Origin of the sequence: Bacillus sp. A1, from assembly GCF_042296235.1 — a bacterium.
Taxonomy (GTDB): domain Bacteria; phylum Bacillota; class Bacilli; order Bacillales; family Bacillaceae; genus Bacillus; species Bacillus velezensis.
Map to the genome: position 1 here is coordinate 1984393 of NZ_CP141181.1, position 17316 is coordinate 2001708.

A 17316-nucleotide genomic window follows, 5' to 3' on the forward strand; every position below is an offset into this window, starting at 1 on the left:
AACAAGGTTTTCAGGCATAAAAAAACAGCCGTTCAGAGCGGCTGTTTTTAAAAAAATATAAGAACTATTGAGCGGTATACCCGCCATCCATGACTACGGCCTGACCTGTGACCCCTTTTGCTTTGTCGCTGGCCAAAAATACGGCGTAATCAGCGATTTCTTTCACTGACAGCAGCCGTTGTTGGGGAACGAGCGGAAAGATGACGTCCTCAAGCACCCGTTCGTACGGTCCATTCCTTGTTGCGGAAATGTCCTTTAACTGATTGCGGACAAGCTGAGTGTCCACATATCCCGGACAAAGCGCATTGACGGTAATGCCGTCAGCCGCGCCTTCAAGTGCGCCGACTTTCGTTAAACCGATGACGCCGTGCTTGGCGCTGTTATATGCCGCTTTCCCGTGAAAACCGATCAGTCCGTTGACAGACGCCATATTAATGATTCGACCGAATTGCTGTTTTTTCATAATGGGAAATGCATGCTTCATTGCAATAAATGGCGCAGTCAGCATGAGACGAATGAGCCGTTCAAACTGTTCGGTGGGAAATTCCTCGATGGGCGCAACATGCTGAATGCCCGCATTATTCACAAGGATATCGAGACGTCCGAATTGTTTCTCAACCGTCTGCAGCATATCGGCCACTTGTCTTTCATTTGTTACATCGCATGTGATGCTGACTGCTTCACAGCCTTCTTCTTTCAGTCTTGCCGCCGCTTCTTTCCCCGCTTGTTCGTTTATATCAGAGATGATGACGGCTGCTCCTTCACGGGCGAATTCTTTTGCGATTTCAAGCCCGATTCCTCCGGCTGCTCCTGTTACAACGGCTGTTTTTTCAATAAGCAATGAATGCATGACGGCACCTCCTTATTTTGGTCTGACCCCGTCTTTTAACGACTGGCTGACAGTAAAATGACCTTCTGTTTTCTCAAAGACCTCCTCCATTGTTACACCTTCCTGCAGTTCGGTGAGCGTCATACGGCCATCATGAAAATCGAATACAGCCAAATCTGTGATCAGCCGATCGACCACCTGCCTGCCGGTTAAAGGCAGCGTACATTCCGTTCTCACTTTAGATTCCCCATATTTATTAACGTGCTCCATAATGACAATAATCCGTTTTGCTCCGTGGACCAAGTCCATGGCGCCGCCCATTCCTTTGATCATTTTTCCTGGGATCATCCAGTTCGCCAAATCTCCCCGTTCGGACACTTCCATCCCGCCGAGGATCGCTACATCAATGTGGCCGCCGCGAATCATGGCAAAGGATTCGGCACTGTCAAAATACGAGGCTCCCTTTACTTCGGTGATGGTTTCTTTTCCCGCGTTGATCAGATCGGGGTCCTCCGTTCCTTCCGCCGGATAAGGCCCGATCCCGAGCAAGCCGTTTTCAGACTGAAGCAGGACGTTATAATCATTCGGTATCTCATTGGCTACAAGCGTCGGCATCCCTATCCCCAAGTTCACATTCATTCCGTCCTTAATTTCTTTTACAGCCCGTTTGATCATTCGTTTTCTGCTATCTCTCATTCTGTCAGCCTCCTTTATCATGCTTGCCGGACGGTGCGGCGCTCAATCCGTTTTTCATGAATCCCGCCGAGCAGCACGTGCTGCACAAAAATACCCGGCGTATGAATTTGATCCGGATCAAGCTCTCCGGCATCGACGATTTCTTCAGCCTCTGCAATCGTCACTTTGCCTGCCATTGCAGCGAGCGGATTGAAATTTCTCGCCGTCTTTCTGAACATCAGGTTGCCCAGAGGATCGGCTTTCCAGGCCTTTACGATGGCGGTGTTCCCTGTAATTCCCTTCTCCAGAAGATAGGTGCGTCCGTCAAATGTCTTATGTTCTTTTCCCTCGGCTACTGATGTTCCGACGCCCGCAGGTGTGTAAAACGCCGGAATGCCCGCCCCTCCCGCGCGAATTCTTTCTGCGAGCGTTCCTTGGGGCACCAATTCGACTTCCAGCTCTCCGCTTAAAAACTGCCGTTCAAAGGTTTTGTTTTCTCCCACATAGGATGCGACCATTTTTTTGATCTGCCGGTTTGCAAGCAAGAGGCCTAACCCCCAATCATCAACACCGCAGTTATTACTGACAACGGTCAAGTTTTTTACGCCGCTGTCCCTGATCGCGAGAATTAATTGTTCCGGAATGCCGCACAGGCCGAAGCCTCCTGCGATGAGGGTGTCTCCGTCCTTGATCAGTGCAGCAGCATCTTGATAAGAGTCCATCACTTTTCCTTTTCCCATATTCGTTTCCCCTTTCTGTTTTGGCTACACAAGGCCCGTCAGACTGTAAATGGCGATGATGACAAACACAGCGGCTGTTTTAATGACGGTAATGGCAAAGATATCCCTGTAAGATTGGCGGTGGGTCAACCCGGTGACCGCGAGCAGCGTAATGACGGCGCCATTATGCGGAAGAGTGTCCATCCCGCCGGAGGCCATCGAAATTACCCGGTGCATGACCTCCGGCGGGATGTGGAATGTATTGATTGCTTCTGTATACGCTGCTGACATCGTGCTTAAAGCGATGCCCATTCCTCCTGATGCCGATCCTGTAATCCCGGCAAGCGCAGTGGTCGTCACCGCTCCGTTGACGAGCGGATCAGTAAACGTCTGCGATATGCCGCTGCTGACCATTTTAAAGCCGGGAAGCGCCGCAATGATGCCGCCAAATCCGTATTCGGCTCCTGTATTCATCGACGCCAGCAAGGCGCCCCCGATGCCCTCATTCAGTCCTTCTTTCAAATTGAAGAGGACTTTTTTCCAATCGAACAAAATCGTTGTCATGATTCCGATGAACAGTGCGAGTTCTACTGACCAGATCGCAGTGACAGAGGAAAGGTCAATCTTCCCGAACGCTTCTAAACCGAGCGGCGCAAAATCAAATCCGTCAGGGTACCAATGCGGGAGCCACATCGTGAAGCATTTGTTCATGACTCCCACAAGGATAAGCGGAACAAAGGCGAGCACTTGCCGCGCGGGGCTGGATTCTGCCTCCCGAGGTAAAACAGGCGTATGTTTTTCATTAGCCAGACCTGAGGATTCCTCTGCAGCGGAAACTTCAGATTGAAATCCAGCATAGCCTTCTCCGGCATTGGCCGCTTTTTTGCGCCGGGATTCTAAATAAATCATTCCGGCCGTAAGCACAAATGCTGCACCAATCAGTCCGAGCCAGGGAGCGGCATAAATGTTTGTTTTAAAAAATGCTGTCGGAATGACATTTTGAATTTGCGGTGTGCCGGGAAGCGCATCCATTGTAAATGTAAAGGCGCCCAATGCAATCGTACCGGGTATCAGACGCTTGGGAATATCAGCTTTCATAAATAGGTTTTTAGCAAACGGATAAATGGCAAACACCGCTACGAAGAGACTGACGCCGCTGTACGTTAAAATCGCACCCATTAAGACGATGGCGAGAATGGCTCTTTTTGCTCCCACAAGCTTGACGATTGTTTTTGCAATCGACTCGGCGAGGCCGGATATTTCAACAACCTTGCCAAAAACGGCCCCTAAAAGAAATACGGGAAAATACAGCTTAATAAATCCTACCATCTTCTCCATAAATATATTCGAGAAGAAAGGAAGTACGAAGCTTGGATCTGTCAGGAGCACAGCAAACAGCGCGCAAATCGGGGCGAATAAAATGACTGAAAAGCCCCGGTAAGCCGCAAACATCAGCATGCCTAATGCCAATAAAATAATAACAATGTCCACAAATCCCCCTCTTTTCTGCTCATATTAGTAAGCGCTTACAAAAAATCGAGAAAATAAAGCAATAAACATGCCGGTTTTGCACAGTTTCTGAGGCTGAAAAAATGTGCATCATGGTGAATTCTCCGTTAGGGCAAAAGAAAAGGAGACCCTTGCTGCATTATATTGATTGGCTGAGCAGTGAGTTTTTTAGGGATAGTGAGATGGATCAGAGAGGATTTTTGCTTTATAAATATGTATTCTTTTTTCTTTCATTTATTTCCTGCAAGAGGAACCGATAAAATCCGGCCCTCCTGCATGGTCATTCAGCCAATGACAACCGGAAGCTCTTTGAGCGACCTAAAACCAATGAGCTTGCGGTATTCAAGGCGGTGTGCGGCCAGCCGAAGCTTAGGCATCCGCTCAAACAGTGTGAGAATTGCAATTTGTGCTTCGATACGCGCTAATGAGGAGCCTATACAAAAATGGGCGTTCTTTCCGAATGCAAGATGCGGATTCGGCCTTCTTTGGATATCCATTTTGTGAGGTTGATCGAATATGCTTGGATCGCGATTGGCTGCTCCTAAAAGGATATATACCTGCTCTCCTTTTTTTATGGTCTTCCCATTTATTTCACAGTCTTCTGAAGCGGTGCGTGCCGTCAGCTGCGCGGGGCTGTCGTAGCGCAAACATTCCTCAACTGCAGTTTCAATAAGCGAGGGGTTTTCTCTCAGTGCGCTAAGCTGTTCAGGGTGTTTCAATAAAGTAAACACACCGTTGCACATGAGGTTTACCGTCGTCTCGTGTCCGGCTATGACAAGTAAGATACATGTCGCGAGCACTTCCTCTTTTGAAAGCTGTTCCTCCATAATAAACCTGCTGATCAAGTCTTGCTGAGGGTGAGCTTTCCGCTTGTGAATCAAATCTCTGAAGTATGACGTCAGCCTGCCTGCGGTGTCGCTGGCTCTGACTAACGTCTTTCTTGATCGGGTAAGATCAATGGCCTGAATGACGTCTGCCGTCCATTGTCTGAATTGATATCTCTCCTCTTTCGGCACTCCGAGTATCTCCGCAATGATAAGGCTTGCCAATGGAAAGGCAAACTCTGAAACAAGGTCAGCGTTTTTTTTGATTTGGACTTGATCCAACAAGTCATGAACCGTTTCTTTTATACAAGGGCGAAGTGATTCCGCCGTCTTTGCGGTAAATTCTTTACCGATAAGCATCCGCATCCGCTTATGGTCTGATTGATTTTTAAATAACAGCATATCGTGCTGGATATGCGATAGATTTTGATATTTCGTTGAAGCTTCCGGAAGAGGAATGCGGTTTTTAAATCGGGTGTCTTTCAGAATCGCTGCCGCCTCTTTGTACCCGGTGACATACCAGCCCGGATATTTTAATACGGTCCCTTTATAAACAGGATCAATGGATCGCAGTTTTTCATAAAACGGGTAAGGGTCATTCCAAAAATCCGAATCCGCATGGAGAGACGGATGTGCAATCGATAGGCCCGCCGTCATCTTATACCTCCGTATTGCAGGCGGATTGCAGGCCGGCTTTCATTTCTTCAACGGATTCGACTTCAAAACCTAAATCATGGAGCATTTGATGATCCTCTGTTTCTTGCTGCCCTGCTGTCGTTAAGTAATCTCCGACGAAAATCGAATTTGCGGCATAAAGTCCCAGCGGCTGCAGCGAACGAAGGTTGACTTCCCGGCCTCCTGAGATACGGATTTCTTTTGACGGATTGATAAAACGGAACAAGGCGAGCACTTTCAGGCAATACACCGGATGTAATTCGCTTACCCCTTCTAACGGAGTTCCGTCAATCGCATGCAGAAAATTAACCGGGATGCTGTCGGCGTCAAGCGCTTTTAAGCTGTTCGCCATATCAATGACGTCCTGTTTCGTCTCTTTCATGCCGACGATGACACCAGAACAAGGTGACATCCCCGATTGTTTCGCCGTTTCCACTGTGTTGACCCTGTCGTCATACGTGTGGGAGGTCGTAATGTTTGAGTGATTCCTTTGTGATGTATTGATGTTATGATTGTACCGGTCTACTCCTGCCTGTTTCAGCCGCTCTGCCTGTTCCGGCTTCAGCAGACCGAGGCATGCGCAGATTTTTAAACCGTACGTTTCTTTAATTTCTTTGACAGCATCAACAACTTGATCTACTTCTCTGTTTGACGGTCCCCGCCCGCTGGCGACGATACAGTATGTCCCTATATTCAGGTCGTGGGCGCGTTTTGCCCCCTTCAGCAATATATGCTTATCCACCATCCGATAAGACTCGATCGGCGCTTTTGATATTGAAGATTGTGAACAGTACCCGCAATTTTCCGGACACAGGCCTGATTTTGCATTCATAATCATATTCAGCTTTACTTTTTTTCCGTAAAATCGTTTTCTGATATGAAAAGCGGCATGCATCAGCAATAAAAGATCCTCATCAGGACAATTTAAAATGGCCAGCGCTTCTTGATTCGTTACTTCCGCCCCGTCCAGCACTCTCTCTGCAAGATCCATCCATTGATTCATGTTTATCTCCCCATTTGTGTCAGATTCATGAAAGAGGAAACATCTATATGTTTCTCAATCATGTGTTGAATGTTTTCCGGTGAAACGTGATCCAGCTTCGGTGTGATTCCCAAAATCGGAACTTTGCATAATGTTTCAATCATGCTCGGGTTCGTCTTTTCGTCCAGCCCCGGCCTGCTCCTTACGCCGTTGATAATAATGCCGAGAACCTCTATCCCCATGTTTTTCGCATATTCAACGGTTAAATATGTGTGGTTGATGGTTCCGAGATCAGGCCTGGTGACAATCACTGCCGGCAATTCCAAGGCTTTTATCAGATCACTGACTAAGTAATTTTCACCAAGCGGGACGGAAATGCCGCCTGCCCCCTCGATGATGAAACACTCATGACGATTTTTGATCTTACTCCAGTGGGCCATGACTTCATCCATACTCACGGATTTCCCCTCAAGCATGGCGGCCGTGTACGGCGCAAGCGGCTCTTTCCATTCAAATGGCGTAATTTCTTCATGAGACAGTGCGGTTTGTGACATGTCTTTCAACAGCGAGGTGTCACTTTCCGGATGAGTCCGCGGCACGCCGCTTAAAAACGGCTTAAACACTCCGATATCCGCCTGTTTCTGCCGGAATGCCGCGGCAAGTCCGCAAGAAACGATGGTTTTTCCGACGCCGGTATCTGTTCCTGTGACAAAAAAACTTCTCATTTGTTTATATTCAGCTCTTTTCTAATGGAATCAAATGCTTCTGTCAGCTCGTCTATGTCCTGTAAGCTGCGATCCGCCGTAACGGTCAGCCTGATTCTGCTTTCGCCTTCCGGAACGGCGGGCGGGCGGATGGCCGGGGCGCAGATTCCCTTTTTCTCCAGCAGCGCAGCGGCTGAAACCGCTGTTTTTGCATCACCGATGATAACGGGGATAATCGGTGTATCTCCGCCTCTTACGGTAAAGCCCATATCGGCCAGACGCGTTTTTATCGTTTTGACAGACGACTGCAGCTCACGGCGCGTATCGTGCATATCTGATATGATGTCAAGTGCCGTATGCGAAGCTGCACAAATTGACGGCGGGAGGGCCGTCTGAAAAATAAACGTCCGCGCCTGATTCAGCAAAAAATCAATGAAAATGTTTGATCCCGCGGCAAAACCGCCTTCCGTTCCTACAGCTTTGCTTAATGTGCCGATGACAACATCAGGACAAACACCGAAATAGTCACTGGTTCCTCCGCCGTTTTCCCCGAGTACACCGGTTGCATGCGCGTCATCTGCTATCACAAATGCCTGGTACTGCTTTGCAAGCGCCATTATGCGGTCAAGAGGCGCAATTGTGCCGTCCATGCTGAAGACGCCGTCTGTGACGATAAAGCGGCGGTTCCGAGCCTGGACGGAGGCAAGTTTTTTCTCAAGATCAGCCATATCAATATGGCGGTACACGATGGTTTCCGCTTTTGATAAACGGCAGCCGTCAACAATGCTCGCATGGTTCAGTTGATCGCTTAAAATGACATCGCCTTTTTGAGGCAGTGAGGCAAGCACGCCGATATTCGCCAAGTAACCGCTTGAAAACAATAAAGCCGCTTCCGTCTGTTTAAAGTCCGCGATTGTTTGTTCAAGTTTTTCGTGCCACACAGTATTTCCTGTCGTTAACCGTGAGCCCCCGCTTCCCGCTCCGAACCGGCTCAGCGCCGTTTGCGCGGCTGTGATCAGCCGCTCATCTTTTGACAGGCCTAAATAGTCATTGGACGCCCAGGTCTGCCGCTTTTGCCCCTTGGTTTTGAGAGCGGATTCCTGTGTTCGCAGCGTTCGATACAGCCCGTCTCTTTTCACCGCATCGAGCCTTTTGAGGAGCCATCCGTCAAAATCCACGGCCGGTCACCTCGGCTATCGCTTCTTTCATAATGGAGATCATGGCTTGTAACTGATCGGTTGTGCTGGCAAGCGGCGGCAGAAAGGCGATGACGTCTCCGAGCGGCCGTGTCAGCATACCAAGCTCTCTCATTTTCAAGGACACCTTGTATCCCATCCGCTTTTCAGGCGTATAAGGCTGTTTTGTCCCCTTATCCTGCACAAGCTCTATGCCGCACATGAAACCGAGCTGGCGGACATCGCCGACATGAGGAAGCTGCTTCAGATCATGAAGAAATTTCGCTGCCGTTTTTGATTTTTCGGCGACTTGTTCAACGATGCGCTCTGATTCGAATAAACGCAGATTTTCAATTGCCGCGGCACAGCCAAGCTGATTTCCTGTATAGGAATGGCCGTGGAAAAATGTTTTCATTTTGTCGTAGTCATCGTAGAAGGCTTCATAAATGGCTTCTGTGGCAAACGTCACAGCGATCGGCAAATAGCCTCCCGTAATGCCTTTCCCTGCCGCCATCAAGTCCGGCTGGACATTTTCATGCTCACAGGCAAACATTTTTCCGGTGCGGCCGAATCCCGTCGCCACTTCGTCAACGATCATTAACACATCATATGCCGTACACAGCTTTCGTACGCCTGCCAGAAAGCCTTCAGGCATGACGATCATCCCGGATGCGCCTTGCACCATCGATTCAATCGTAAGTGCGGCAATCTCTTCGTGGTGCTTTGCAAGCAGCTGTTCGAGCGCGTGAAGGCATTCATCCCGGCACTGTACGGGGTCGCCGCTTTCAGATCTGTATACATACGGAATCGGGGCTTTGTAGCTTTCAAACATCAGCGGGCCGTACACATGGTGGAAGAGTTCAATGGAGCCGACGCTGACGGCTCCGATCGTATCGCCGTGATAGCCGTTCTGCATAGAAATAAACGTCTGTTTCTCGGGTCTCCCTATGTTTTTCCAGTATTGAAAGGCCATTTTCAGAGCGATTTCCATTGCTTCCGCTCCGCTGTCGGAGTAAAAAACGCGTGTCAGCTTTTCCGGTGTGATGCCTGTCAGCATCTCGGCAAGTTCTGTTGCGGGAACGTTTGTCATACCCAGCAAGGTCGAATGAGCGATTTTTTCAAGCTGTTTTTGAATCGCTTCATCCATTTCTTTTTTGCGGTGGCCGTGTACATTGAGCCATACTGAAGAAAAGCCGTCATAATATTCTTTGCCGCTGATGTCTTTCAGCATGATCCCGTTTCCGCTTTCAATGATTAACGGATCTTCATCGTAATCTTTCATTTGTGTGAAAGGCAGCCAAAGATGCTGTTTGCTTTTTTCAATCATTGATTGTTTCATCATTTCTCCTCCCGCTGAATGAATACAGGCTGCTTCTCTAAAAAATGGATACAGCTCTCTGTATCTATGGAGCCATCTGTAAAGAAAATCCGGCAGCCGCTTTCATCTCCGGCATTTTTCATCTTGGCAATCCGCTGATATCCCAGCTTCTTTGCGGCAACGTAGCCTGTTATGTAATCAGGGTCATCCGACCAGCACAATTCAGCAATAATCCCCGGATATGCGCAAACTTTTGCCGCGATGGCATGTGCTTCTTTTATTCGTGAATTTTCCGGCATGTTGTGAGTAAAAGCCCATTTTTGAAAATCATGTGACGGCCAATCCACTCGGGATACCCGCACACCTCTATTTCCTCTGCCGTCAATGCGTTTTCCTGCCCGGATATCAAACAGGACCGCTCCTCTTGCGTCTGCATATTCCGCAATGTTTTCGTACGCTTTCTCTATCATGTGCGGGGGAATCCCCGCCTTTTGCAGAAGCTTGCGGGCGATCGCTTGTCCTTTTTCCGGCGTGTCTGTTTGATGGAAAGCAACCGGCAAAGGGCGGATCGTTTCGATCGGTTCATTAACGCTTTCAAGCTGAATTTGCATAAAATCAGGTATCCCTCTTGAGTGCGAGAAGCCTTTATGTAATAAGCCATCTACCGCTTCCTGTAAACCGCCGTAAGTGATGAGCCGTTCTCCGCCGGAAATGTGTTTTCCGCCCTGCTCATGGGGGGCGTTTCGGGAAGCTCTCATTCTGACGCTGTAATAGGTTTCTTCCCGCATATATTCCCCTCCTTTCTCTTACTTTGAAAATTAATGTTAACCAAAATAATTAAAGGTTAACACTTATACAGAATATTAGTGCCCCTCACGGAATATGTCAACCTAAACTATCAAACTGTTAACTTAATGAGTTTTGCAAAGCCTCATTACGTTTTCATGTTTTGTTCATATTTTAGTAATTGTTTATTCAACACTGTCCGTTAAAGTAATCCATATCAACAAATAGGACAGCGATCCGCATCTTACTTATGAAGGGAGGTCAAAGCCGGATGCCGTTATGCTGAAAGAAAAAGTAAAGACAGCAGGCCGTTTTTGCACTGTAGGCGTCGGCAATACGCTGATTGATTTTGGTGTCTTCTTTCTTCTCGCCGCTTGTCATGTCCCCTATCTTCCGGCGCAGATCTGCTCCTATTCGGCAGGGATCATCAACAGCTATGTATGGAACCGGAAGTGGACGTTTCGTGTAAAACGCAAGGCTGACGGGAAAGAGATCATGCGATTTCTCATGATTAATCTTGCCGCGTCGGGAATCACCTTTTTGCTGCTTTACGCGTTTCAAAAAGGCGGCTGTTCGCTATTGGTGAGTAAGTTAGCCGCCACTATCGGCGGAATGATGATGAATTTTATCGGAAACCGAATCTGGGTATTTGGAGATTCGCTGAAAAACATACAGGATCAGGAGTGAGGATAATGAGAAAAAAAGTGAGAAAAGCGGTCATTCCCGCAGCAGGTTTAGGAACGAGATTTCTGCCGGCGACAAAGGCGCAGCCGAAAGAAATGCTGCCGATTGTCGACAAACCGGCCATCCAATATATTGTCGAAGAGGCCGCAGCGTCAGGAATTGAAGATATACTGATTATTACAGGGAGAAACAAACGCTCGATTGAAGATCATTTTGACCGGTCGGCGGAATTGGAATTCAATCTGCGGGAAAAAGGCAAGACGGAGACGCTGAAGGAGATGCAGCAGATCGCCGATTTGGCCAATATTCATTACATCCGTCAGAAAGAACCGCTCGGACTAGGCCATGCCGTGCTGTGTGCGGAGCATTTTATCGGAGATGAGCCTTTTGCCGTTCTATTAGGTGATGATATTATGGTATCTGACACTCCCGCTCTTTCACAGCTCATAGACGTCTATAACCAACACGGCACAGAAACGATCGGCGTACAGCCCGTCGATCCTGCTGATGTCAGCAAATATGGTATTATACAGACGGGGCGGCAGAGCGGTCATGTGTACCAGGTTGAGGATCTGATTGAGAAACCGGCTGTTGAAAAGGCGCCCTCTCATATTGCCGTGATGGGCCGCTACATATTAACCCCTGCCATTTTTAAAACGCTGAAGACGATCGGAAGAGGCGCGGGCAACGAAATCCAATTGACAGACGCGCTGCGCGAAGTGTGCCGCACCCGAAGCATTTATGCGCGGGAGCTTGAAGGAAGCCGGTTTGATATAGGAGATAAGTTCGGCTGTTTTAAGGCCGGCACGGAGATCGGGCTTCTGCGGGAAGAAATGAGACCGAAACTTTTAGCTTATTTAGAAGAGGTGTTAAAAAGAGAATCTGAAGAAATCGTGCGCTAAAAAATAATTTGTAACCATTTTGCTTGTCAATCAGTCATATAATTGGGTAAAAAGATAAAGAGGTTGTGAACAGTGTGGGCAATTTTATTAGTGAAATATTATCCTGGCTGACAAGTATGGGCTATTTAGGGATTGCGCTCGGATTAATGATCGAAATCATTCCGAGTGAAATCGTTCTGGCTTACGGAGGCTATATGGTGTCAGAAGGCACGATCAGCTTTATCGGCGCCATTGTCGCCGGTGTGATCGGGGGAACGATCGCGCAGTGCTTTATTTACTGGATCGCCCGTTATGGGGGCCGGCCGTTTTTGGACAAGTACGGCAAGTACTTACTTCTGAAAAAGCATCATGTTGATGTTGCGGAAAACTGGTTTCGCCGTTACGGCGCCGGCGTTGTGTTTTCGGCGCGGTTTATCCCGGTCGTCAGACATGCGATTTCCATCCCGGCCGGCCTTGCGAAAATGCCTCTTTCCAAGTTTGTCATATTGACGACGCTTGCCATTATTCCGTGGTCTGTCATTTTCGTTTATCTCGGGTATCAGCTCGGGGGACAGTGGAAAGACGTAGACAGCTATGCCGGAATGTATACAACTCCGATCATTATCTTGGCTCTCGTATTTATTGTTGTTTATTTTGTTGTGAAGAAAATGAGATCAAGACTGTGAAAAAAGACTGCATAAGAACGGCTGTGAGCCGGATCTATGCAGTCTTTTTTTTATTTATACCGGGTATACGGGGTGTTTCCGGTGTGTGAATGTCAGTTGTTTGGACATGTAAGCAGTGAGACGTTTATTGAGTTCTTCCCGCAAGGAATCAGCAGGAACAATGCCGTCAATCACCATTTCAGAGGCAAGCCGGTAAAGGTTAATGTCTTCCTTATATTCATCACGCTTTTCTTGAATAAAAGCCGGCCTTTCTTCAGGGGCTAGCTCGCTGATTTTCTTTGCGTAGACCGCATTCACCGCTGCTTCAGGACCCATTACGGCAATTTGCGCAGTCGGAAGCGCTAAACAGCAGTCCGGTTCAAAAGCAGGCCCCGCCATCGCGTATAATCCGGCACCGTAGGCTTTTCTGACGATAACGGAAAGCTTCGGAACAGTCGCTTCCGCCATTGCGGAGATCATTTTTGCGCCATGCCTGATGATGCCCGCCTGCTCAACCTTCGTTCCGATCATGAATCCGGGAATGTCTGCTAAAAACAGAAGCGGAATATGGAATGCGTCGCACAAAGCGATAAATTTTGCGGCTTTATCCGCCGAATCGAGAAATAAAACCCCGCCTTTGACACGCGGCTGATTGGCGATAATGCCGACCGGCTGTCCGTGAATCCGCGCAAGCCCCGTTATTAATTCCTGCGCAAATAACGGTTTAATCTCAAAAAATGAGTCTTCATCAATGACACGTTCAATTAAATCCATCATGTTGAACGGTGCGTTTTGATGTGCCGGGATGACATCTGAGAGCGGTTTTTCAAAAGCTTTCGGGTTCTTAGATTTGTTGACGGGCGCTTTTTCAGTATAATTTGCCGGAAAGTAGCTGAGATATGTCTGCGCCATCATGATTGCTTCCTGTTCCGTCGGGGCGAGGAGATCACCGCAGCCTGATACGGAACAATGCATACGGGCGCCGCCCATTTCTTCAAGCGATACTTTCTCGCCGATCACCATTTCCGCCATGCGCGGGGAACCTAAGTACATGGATGCATTGCCTTCGACCATAATGACAATGTCGCAAAAGGCCGGAATATAAGCGCCGCCCGCAGCGGAAGGGCCGAACAATAAACAGATTTGCGGAATGCGGCCCGACAGCTTTACTTGATTATAAAAGATGCGGCCGGCTCCCCTTCTGCCCGGGAACATGTCGACCTGATCCGTAATTCTCGCACCTGCGGAATCGACTAAGTACAAGAGCGGACACTGAAGCTTTTCCGCCGTCTCCTGAATGCGGATGATTTTTTCCACCGTTTTCGCGCCCCACGAGCCCGCCTTTACGGTTGAGTCGTTTGCCATCACACAAACGGTTCTGCCGCCGATGGTTCCGATCCCGGTAACGACCCCGTCAGCCGGCAGTCCGTCTGACATGCACTCGGCGAAAAAAGCGTCTTCAACGGATATGCCGTCATCGAATAAAAGCTTCAGCCTGTCTCTTACAAAAAGTTTTCCCTTCTTTTCGTTGCTTGCGTGATATTTCGCGGCTCCTCCCTTTTCAATCGTTTTGCTGCGTGTCTGCCGTTCTTTTTCGTAATCCATCCGAGTCCCTCCATGTTTTATTTTCCTTTGTATTCAGGGGGTCTTTTTTCTTTAAAAGCGCGCAGGCCCTCTTCTCTGTCAAGTGTGGGGATGACTTGTTCATATGCTTTTCGTTCGATTTCGAGCCCTGTATTGAGATCTGTCTCCAGACCCTTGTTTATCGCGGATTTTGCTTGTCTGACGGCGATCGGCCCATTAGCGGCGATGCGGCCGGCCAGTGCTTTTGCTTTTTCCATAAGTTCATCGGCTTCACAAACATGCTCGATCAGCTTCATGTCTTTTCCCTCTTCGGCAGAAAGCCTTCGGCCGGTATAGATCAATTCTTTTGCCGCGCCGGGGCCGATAAGCCGGGGCAGTCTCTGCGTTCCGCCCGCTCCGGGAATGATCGCAAGCCCTGTTTCAGGAAGGCCGAGGCCCGCCCGGCTGACGGCTGTTCTGATATCACAGGCGAGAGCGAGTTCAAGGCCTCCTCCGACAGCGGTTCCGTTCAGCGCTGCAATGACCGGCTGCGGGAGAGCTTCAATGGATGCGGCCGTTTCACCGATACGCCTGACGCTTTGTTTGACTTGTTCATGGTCCATCCCCGCTCTTTCTTTTAAATCAGCACCGGCGCAAAATGTGTTCCCGGTGCCGGTGAGAATGACACAACGAATGGATGGCGAGTTTTTGATGTCTTCAATCACACGCTGTAAATGATCAATCATTTCTGAAGACAGCGAGTTGGCCGCATGCGGGCGGTTCAGCGTGATCAGACCGATTGTTTCTTGACAGACGGAATACAAGACGCAATCTCCCATGGCTTCTCCTTTCTCATTTCGTTCTGAATGCCTGCAGGTTTCTGCTTGGCAGGTCTTTGCCTATTTTATCCGCGATCCAGCCGGCGGCATAAAGAAGTTTATTCATGTCCGTCCCGGTATCAATCCCCATTTGTTCGAGCATATAAATGACGTCTTCTGTGGCAGCGTTGCCTGCTGATCCAGGGGCGTACGGGCAGCCGCCAAGCCCGCCTGAGGAAGTATCAAAGGATGTGATGCCCATATCAAGAGCGGGAATGATATTCGCTAGAGCCGTTCCTCTTGTATCATGAAAATGGAGTGCGATTTTTGAGGCGGGAATTCTCGGCAAAAGGGCTTCAAGCACGGCTATGACCTGCAAGGGGTTTGCCGCGCCGATCGTGTCGCCGAGCGATATTTCATCAACACCCATTTCGAGCAGGGTGTCTGACAGGCGGATGACTTGTTCGACCGGCACGTTCTGTTCGTACGGACAGCCGAACACAGTGGACAGATAAGCTCTCGTCGCCATTTTTTCAGCTTTTGCTTCAGTAATAACCCGCCTGAGCTCTTGAACGGTCCGGTCAATCGGTTTGTTTACGTTTTTTTGGTTATGGGTTTCGCTTGCAGATAAAAATACACATGCCTGATCGATTCCGCCTTCTGCCGCATGCTCCAGTCCGATGAGGTTCGGAACGAGAGCCGCGTAGACCGTATGTTCAGATCTGGCAATGCCTTTTGCGACGTCCAGGCTGTCACGAAGAGCCGGAATCCATCTCGGATGCACGAATGATGTCACTTCGATATAGGAAAGGCCTGTTTTTGACAGCATATTGATCCACTCAATCTTATCTTCTGTATCCACCCACGCCGATTCATTCTGCAAGCCGTCACGCGGTCCTACTTCATTGATGCGGACATGTTTCGGACAGTTCATGCTGCACCTCCCGTTTTATTGAAGTTCAATCAGGACCTCTCCTTCATCAGTGAAATCACCTTCTGATTTTTTCACTTCTTTCACCGTACCCGCTGCATCAGCGATAATCGGAATTTCCATTTTCATAGATTCCAAGATGGCCACTTCCTGTCCTTCTTCAATGACATCACCCGGCTTCACATGAATTTTCCACAGGTTTCCCGCCATCTGAATTTTTATGACGCTCATTTTGACGCCCCCTCGTTCATTGTTTGTAAAAAGCCGGTTGTCGCCTCACCCTTTTCAAACACTTCTGAATGGGCAATTTTTGTCAGCAGCGGAATGTTGGTTTTAATCCCTTCTACATGATATTCGCCAAGGGCGGTTTTCAGTTGTTCAATGGCTTGTTTTCTCGTATTCGCCGTGACGATCATTTTGGCAATCATCGGATCGTAAAACGGAGAAATGACGCTTCCCTTTTCGACGGCGCATTCGTGTCGCACTGACGGGTGTCTTAAAACGGAAAAAGACGAGATGGTACCGGGTGACGGGTAAAAGGTGACCGGATCTTCCGCATAGATCCGCACTTCTATCGCATGACCGCGGTGGTTGATATCTTTCTGCGAGAAAGTCAGCGCCTGCCCAGCGGCAATTTTCAGCTGTTCTTCCACAAGATCCAGTTCTGTAATTTCTTCTGTCACCGGATGCTCCACCTGCAGTCTTGTGTTCATCTCTAAAAAATAGATTTGTTTCTTTTGGTCGACGAGAAATTCTATTGTGCCTGCATTTTGGTAGCCGATCGATTTTGCGGCTTTAACGGCGGTTTCACCGAGTCTTTGTCTTAATTCATCGTCAACAAACGGTGACGGCGCTTCTTCTATCACTTTTTGGTGGCGCCTTTGGACTGAACAGTCACGTTCAAACAGATGAACGGTGTTGCCGAAAGAATCTGCGAGTATCTGAATTTCAATATGACGGGCATTTTCAATGACCTTTTCCATGTACATTGCGCCGTCTCCGAAAAAGGACGCGGCCCGCTTTTGATTGCCTTCGAACGCTTTGGCCAGCTCTTCTTCTGAATGTACGATCTGCATGCCGATTCCGCCGCCACCTGCGGACGCTTTCAGCATGACCGGAAAACCGATGGCACGGGCTTCGGCTAAGGCGGAGTGAACATCGGGCAATGGCTCTGAAACACCGGGAACGATCGGGACCTTTGCTTTTTGCATCGTTTTTCGGGCTTCTATCTTGCTGCCCATCTTGGCGATGATATCACCGGGCGGACCGATAAATGTGATTTGTTCCTTCCGGCAGCGTTCGGCGAACAGGCTGTTTTCTGACAGCAGCCCGTAGCCCGGATGAATGGCGTCCGCTCCGGCGGATTTAGCGGCTTCTATGATTCTGTCGATATGTAAATAGCTTTCATTTACTCTCGATTTACCGATCGGATAGGCCTCATCAGCAGCTTTTACATGCAGCGCGTCCCGGTCGGCTTCTGAATACACAGCTGCCGAGGGGATGCCGAGACGTTTGCAGGTGCGGATAATTCTTAAGGCGATTTCTCCTCTGTTGGCAATCAGGACTTTTTTAAACAAA

18 protein-coding genes are annotated in these 17316 nt (G+C 48.7%); 3 read left to right on the top strand and 15 right to left on the bottom strand.

The features are described 5' to 3' along the window. Positions 1 to 64: 64 nt before the first annotated feature. The 10 genes from U2H13_RS09645 to U2H13_RS09690 form a co-directional block, all read right to left on the bottom strand. Positions 65 to 850, bottom strand: a complete 786-nt coding sequence (locus tag U2H13_RS09645) for a 3-hydroxybutyrate dehydrogenase (protein WP_121984454.1) — start codon at positions 848 to 850, stop codon at positions 65 to 67. A 12-nt stretch (positions 851 to 862) separates the two neighbouring features. Further along, positions 863 to 1525, bottom strand: a complete 663-nt coding sequence (locus U2H13_RS09650; RefSeq protein ID WP_061890642.1) for a CoA transferase subunit B — start codon at positions 1523 to 1525, stop codon at positions 863 to 865. Positions 1526 to 1542: 17 nt separating this feature from the next. Beyond that, positions 1543 to 2244 (bottom strand): CoA transferase subunit A, encoded by a 702-nt coding sequence (locus U2H13_RS09655; protein ID WP_061890643.1) that lies wholly within the window; start codon positions 2242 to 2244, stop codon positions 1543 to 1545. Positions 2245 to 2268: 24 nt separating this feature from the next. Next, complete coding sequence (locus U2H13_RS09660) at positions 2269 to 3714, bottom strand: GntP family permease (protein ID WP_021493389.1); 1446 nt, start codon at positions 3712 to 3714, stop codon at positions 2269 to 2271. Between the two features lie 302 nt (positions 3715 to 4016). Beyond that, positions 4017 to 5213, bottom strand: coding sequence for a cytochrome P450 (locus tag U2H13_RS09665; protein WP_094295894.1), 1197 nt, complete (start codon positions 5211 to 5213; stop codon positions 4017 to 4019). 1 nt (position 5214) lies between these two features. Then, positions 5215 to 6234 carry a biotin synthase BioB gene (gene bioB / locus U2H13_RS09670; RefSeq protein ID WP_007410132.1) on the bottom strand — a complete coding sequence of 340 codons (1020 nt, stop codon included), beginning with the start codon at positions 6232 to 6234 and terminating at the stop codon, positions 5215 to 5217. A 2-nt stretch (positions 6235 to 6236) separates the two neighbouring features. Next, positions 6237 to 6938: a dethiobiotin synthase gene (gene bioD, locus U2H13_RS09675; protein WP_103526839.1), complete on the bottom strand. Its 702-nt coding sequence runs from the start codon at positions 6936 to 6938 to the stop codon at positions 6237 to 6239. Then, on the bottom strand, positions 6935 to 8095 hold the full coding sequence (gene bioF, locus U2H13_RS09680; RefSeq protein ID WP_061890646.1) for an 8-amino-7-oxononanoate synthase: 1161 nt from the start codon (positions 8093 to 8095) through the stop codon (positions 6935 to 6937). The genes bioD and bioF overlap by 4 nt, the downstream gene beginning before the upstream one ends. Continuing rightward, entirely contained in the window at positions 8085 to 9431 is a 1347-nt protein-coding gene (gene bioA / locus U2H13_RS09685) for an adenosylmethionine--8-amino-7-oxononanoate transaminase (RefSeq protein ID WP_021493385.1), read from the bottom strand. Before bioA ends, bioF begins: the two co-directional genes overlap by 11 nt. Next, a complete protein-coding gene (locus U2H13_RS09690) occupies positions 9431 to 10198 on the bottom strand; it encodes a 6-carboxyhexanoate--CoA ligase (RefSeq protein ID WP_014418059.1) in 768 nt (255 codons plus the stop codon). The genes bioA and U2H13_RS09690 overlap by 1 nt, the downstream gene beginning before the upstream one ends. A gap of 277 nt (positions 10199 to 10475) precedes the next feature. On the opposite strand from U2H13_RS09690, the gene U2H13_RS09695 reads away from it, so the two are divergent. The 3 genes from U2H13_RS09695 to U2H13_RS09705 all read left to right on the top strand — a co-directional run bounded on the left by U2H13_RS09695 (position 10476) and on the right by U2H13_RS09705 (position 12447). Continuing rightward, a complete protein-coding gene (locus U2H13_RS09695) occupies positions 10476 to 10883 on the top strand; it encodes a GtrA family protein (RefSeq protein ID WP_017417912.1) in 408 nt (135 codons plus the stop codon). 5 nt (positions 10884 to 10888) lie between these two features. Continuing rightward, positions 10889 to 11782 carry a UTP--glucose-1-phosphate uridylyltransferase GalU gene (galU, locus tag U2H13_RS09700; protein WP_053285118.1) on the top strand — a complete coding sequence of 298 codons (894 nt, stop codon included), beginning with the start codon at positions 10889 to 10891 and terminating at the stop codon, positions 11780 to 11782. A gap of 74 nt (positions 11783 to 11856) precedes the next feature. Next, positions 11857 to 12447 (top strand): DedA family protein, encoded by a 591-nt coding sequence (locus tag U2H13_RS09705; protein ID WP_007410125.1) that lies wholly within the window; start codon positions 11857 to 11859, stop codon positions 12445 to 12447. A gap of 54 nt (positions 12448 to 12501) precedes the next feature. On the opposite strand, the gene U2H13_RS09710 is transcribed toward U2H13_RS09705, so the two are convergent. Genes U2H13_RS09710 through U2H13_RS09730 form a run of 5 tightly spaced genes read right to left on the bottom strand, consistent with a single transcriptional unit; the run spans position 12502 to position 17315 of the window. Beyond that, complete coding sequence (locus U2H13_RS09710) at positions 12502 to 14031, bottom strand: acyl-CoA carboxylase subunit beta (RefSeq protein ID WP_021493384.1); 1530 nt, start codon at positions 14029 to 14031, stop codon at positions 12502 to 12504. A 17-nt stretch (positions 14032 to 14048) separates the two neighbouring features. Continuing rightward, positions 14049 to 14828, bottom strand: a complete 780-nt coding sequence (locus U2H13_RS09715; RefSeq protein ID WP_121984455.1) for an enoyl-CoA hydratase — start codon at positions 14826 to 14828, stop codon at positions 14049 to 14051. A 13-nt stretch (positions 14829 to 14841) separates the two neighbouring features. Next, positions 14842 to 15741, bottom strand: coding sequence for a hydroxymethylglutaryl-CoA lyase (locus U2H13_RS09720; protein WP_061862265.1), 900 nt, complete (start codon positions 15739 to 15741; stop codon positions 14842 to 14844). A 15-nt stretch (positions 15742 to 15756) separates the two neighbouring features. After that, positions 15757 to 15969, bottom strand: a complete 213-nt coding sequence (locus tag U2H13_RS09725) for an acetyl-CoA carboxylase biotin carboxyl carrier protein subunit (protein WP_007410121.1) — start codon at positions 15967 to 15969, stop codon at positions 15757 to 15759. Beyond that, positions 15966 to 17315: an acetyl-CoA carboxylase biotin carboxylase subunit gene (locus U2H13_RS09730; protein WP_095060165.1), complete on the bottom strand. Its 1350-nt coding sequence runs from the start codon at positions 17313 to 17315 to the stop codon at positions 15966 to 15968. Before U2H13_RS09730 ends, U2H13_RS09725 begins: the two co-directional genes overlap by 4 nt. Position 17316: the final 1 nt, after the last annotated feature.

Excerpts from the sequence above, each read along its gene's own strand:
- U2H13_RS09645 (WP_121984454.1), bottom strand. The coding sequence starts at position 850 with ATGCATTCATTGCTTATTGAAAAAACAGCCGTTGTAACAGGAGCAGCC.
- U2H13_RS09650 (WP_061890642.1), bottom strand. The coding sequence starts at position 1,525 with ATGAGAGATAGCAGAAAACGAATGATCAAACGGGCTGTAAAAGAAATT.
- U2H13_RS09655 (WP_061890643.1), bottom strand. The coding sequence starts at position 2,244 with ATGGGAAAAGGAAAAGTGATGGACTCTTATCAAGATGCTGCTGCACTG.
- U2H13_RS09665 (WP_094295894.1), bottom strand. The coding sequence starts at position 5,213 with ATGACGGCGGGCCTATCGATTGCACATCCGTCTCTCCATGCGGATTCG.
- bioB (WP_007410132.1), bottom strand. The coding sequence starts at position 6,234 with ATGAATCAATGGATGGATCTTGCAGAGAGAGTGCTGGACGGGGCGGAA.
- bioD (WP_103526839.1), bottom strand. The coding sequence starts at position 6,938 with ATGAGAAGTTTTTTTGTCACAGGAACAGATACCGGCGTCGGAAAAACC.
- bioA (WP_021493385.1), bottom strand. The coding sequence starts at position 9,431 with ATGAAACAATCAATGATTGAAAAAAGCAAACAGCATCTTTGGCTGCCT.
- U2H13_RS09690 (WP_014418059.1), bottom strand. The coding sequence starts at position 10,198 with ATGCGGGAAGAAACCTATTACAGCGTCAGAATGAGAGCTTCCCGAAAC.
- U2H13_RS09695 (WP_017417912.1), top strand. The coding sequence starts at position 10,476 with ATGCTGAAAGAAAAAGTAAAGACAGCAGGCCGTTTTTGCACTGTAGGC.
- galU (WP_053285118.1), top strand. The coding sequence starts at position 10,889 with ATGAGAAAAAAAGTGAGAAAAGCGGTCATTCCCGCAGCAGGTTTAGGA.
- U2H13_RS09710 (WP_021493384.1), bottom strand. The coding sequence starts at position 14,031 with ATGGATTACGAAAAAGAACGGCAGACACGCAGCAAAACGATTGAAAAG.
- U2H13_RS09715 (WP_121984455.1), bottom strand. The coding sequence starts at position 14,828 with ATGGGAGATTGCGTCTTGTATTCCGTCTGTCAAGAAACAATCGGTCTG.
- U2H13_RS09720 (WP_061862265.1), bottom strand. The coding sequence starts at position 15,741 with ATGAACTGTCCGAAACATGTCCGCATCAATGAAGTAGGACCGCGTGAC.
- U2H13_RS09725 (WP_007410121.1), bottom strand. The coding sequence starts at position 15,969 with ATGAGCGTCATAAAAATTCAGATGGCGGGAAACCTGTGGAAAATTCAT.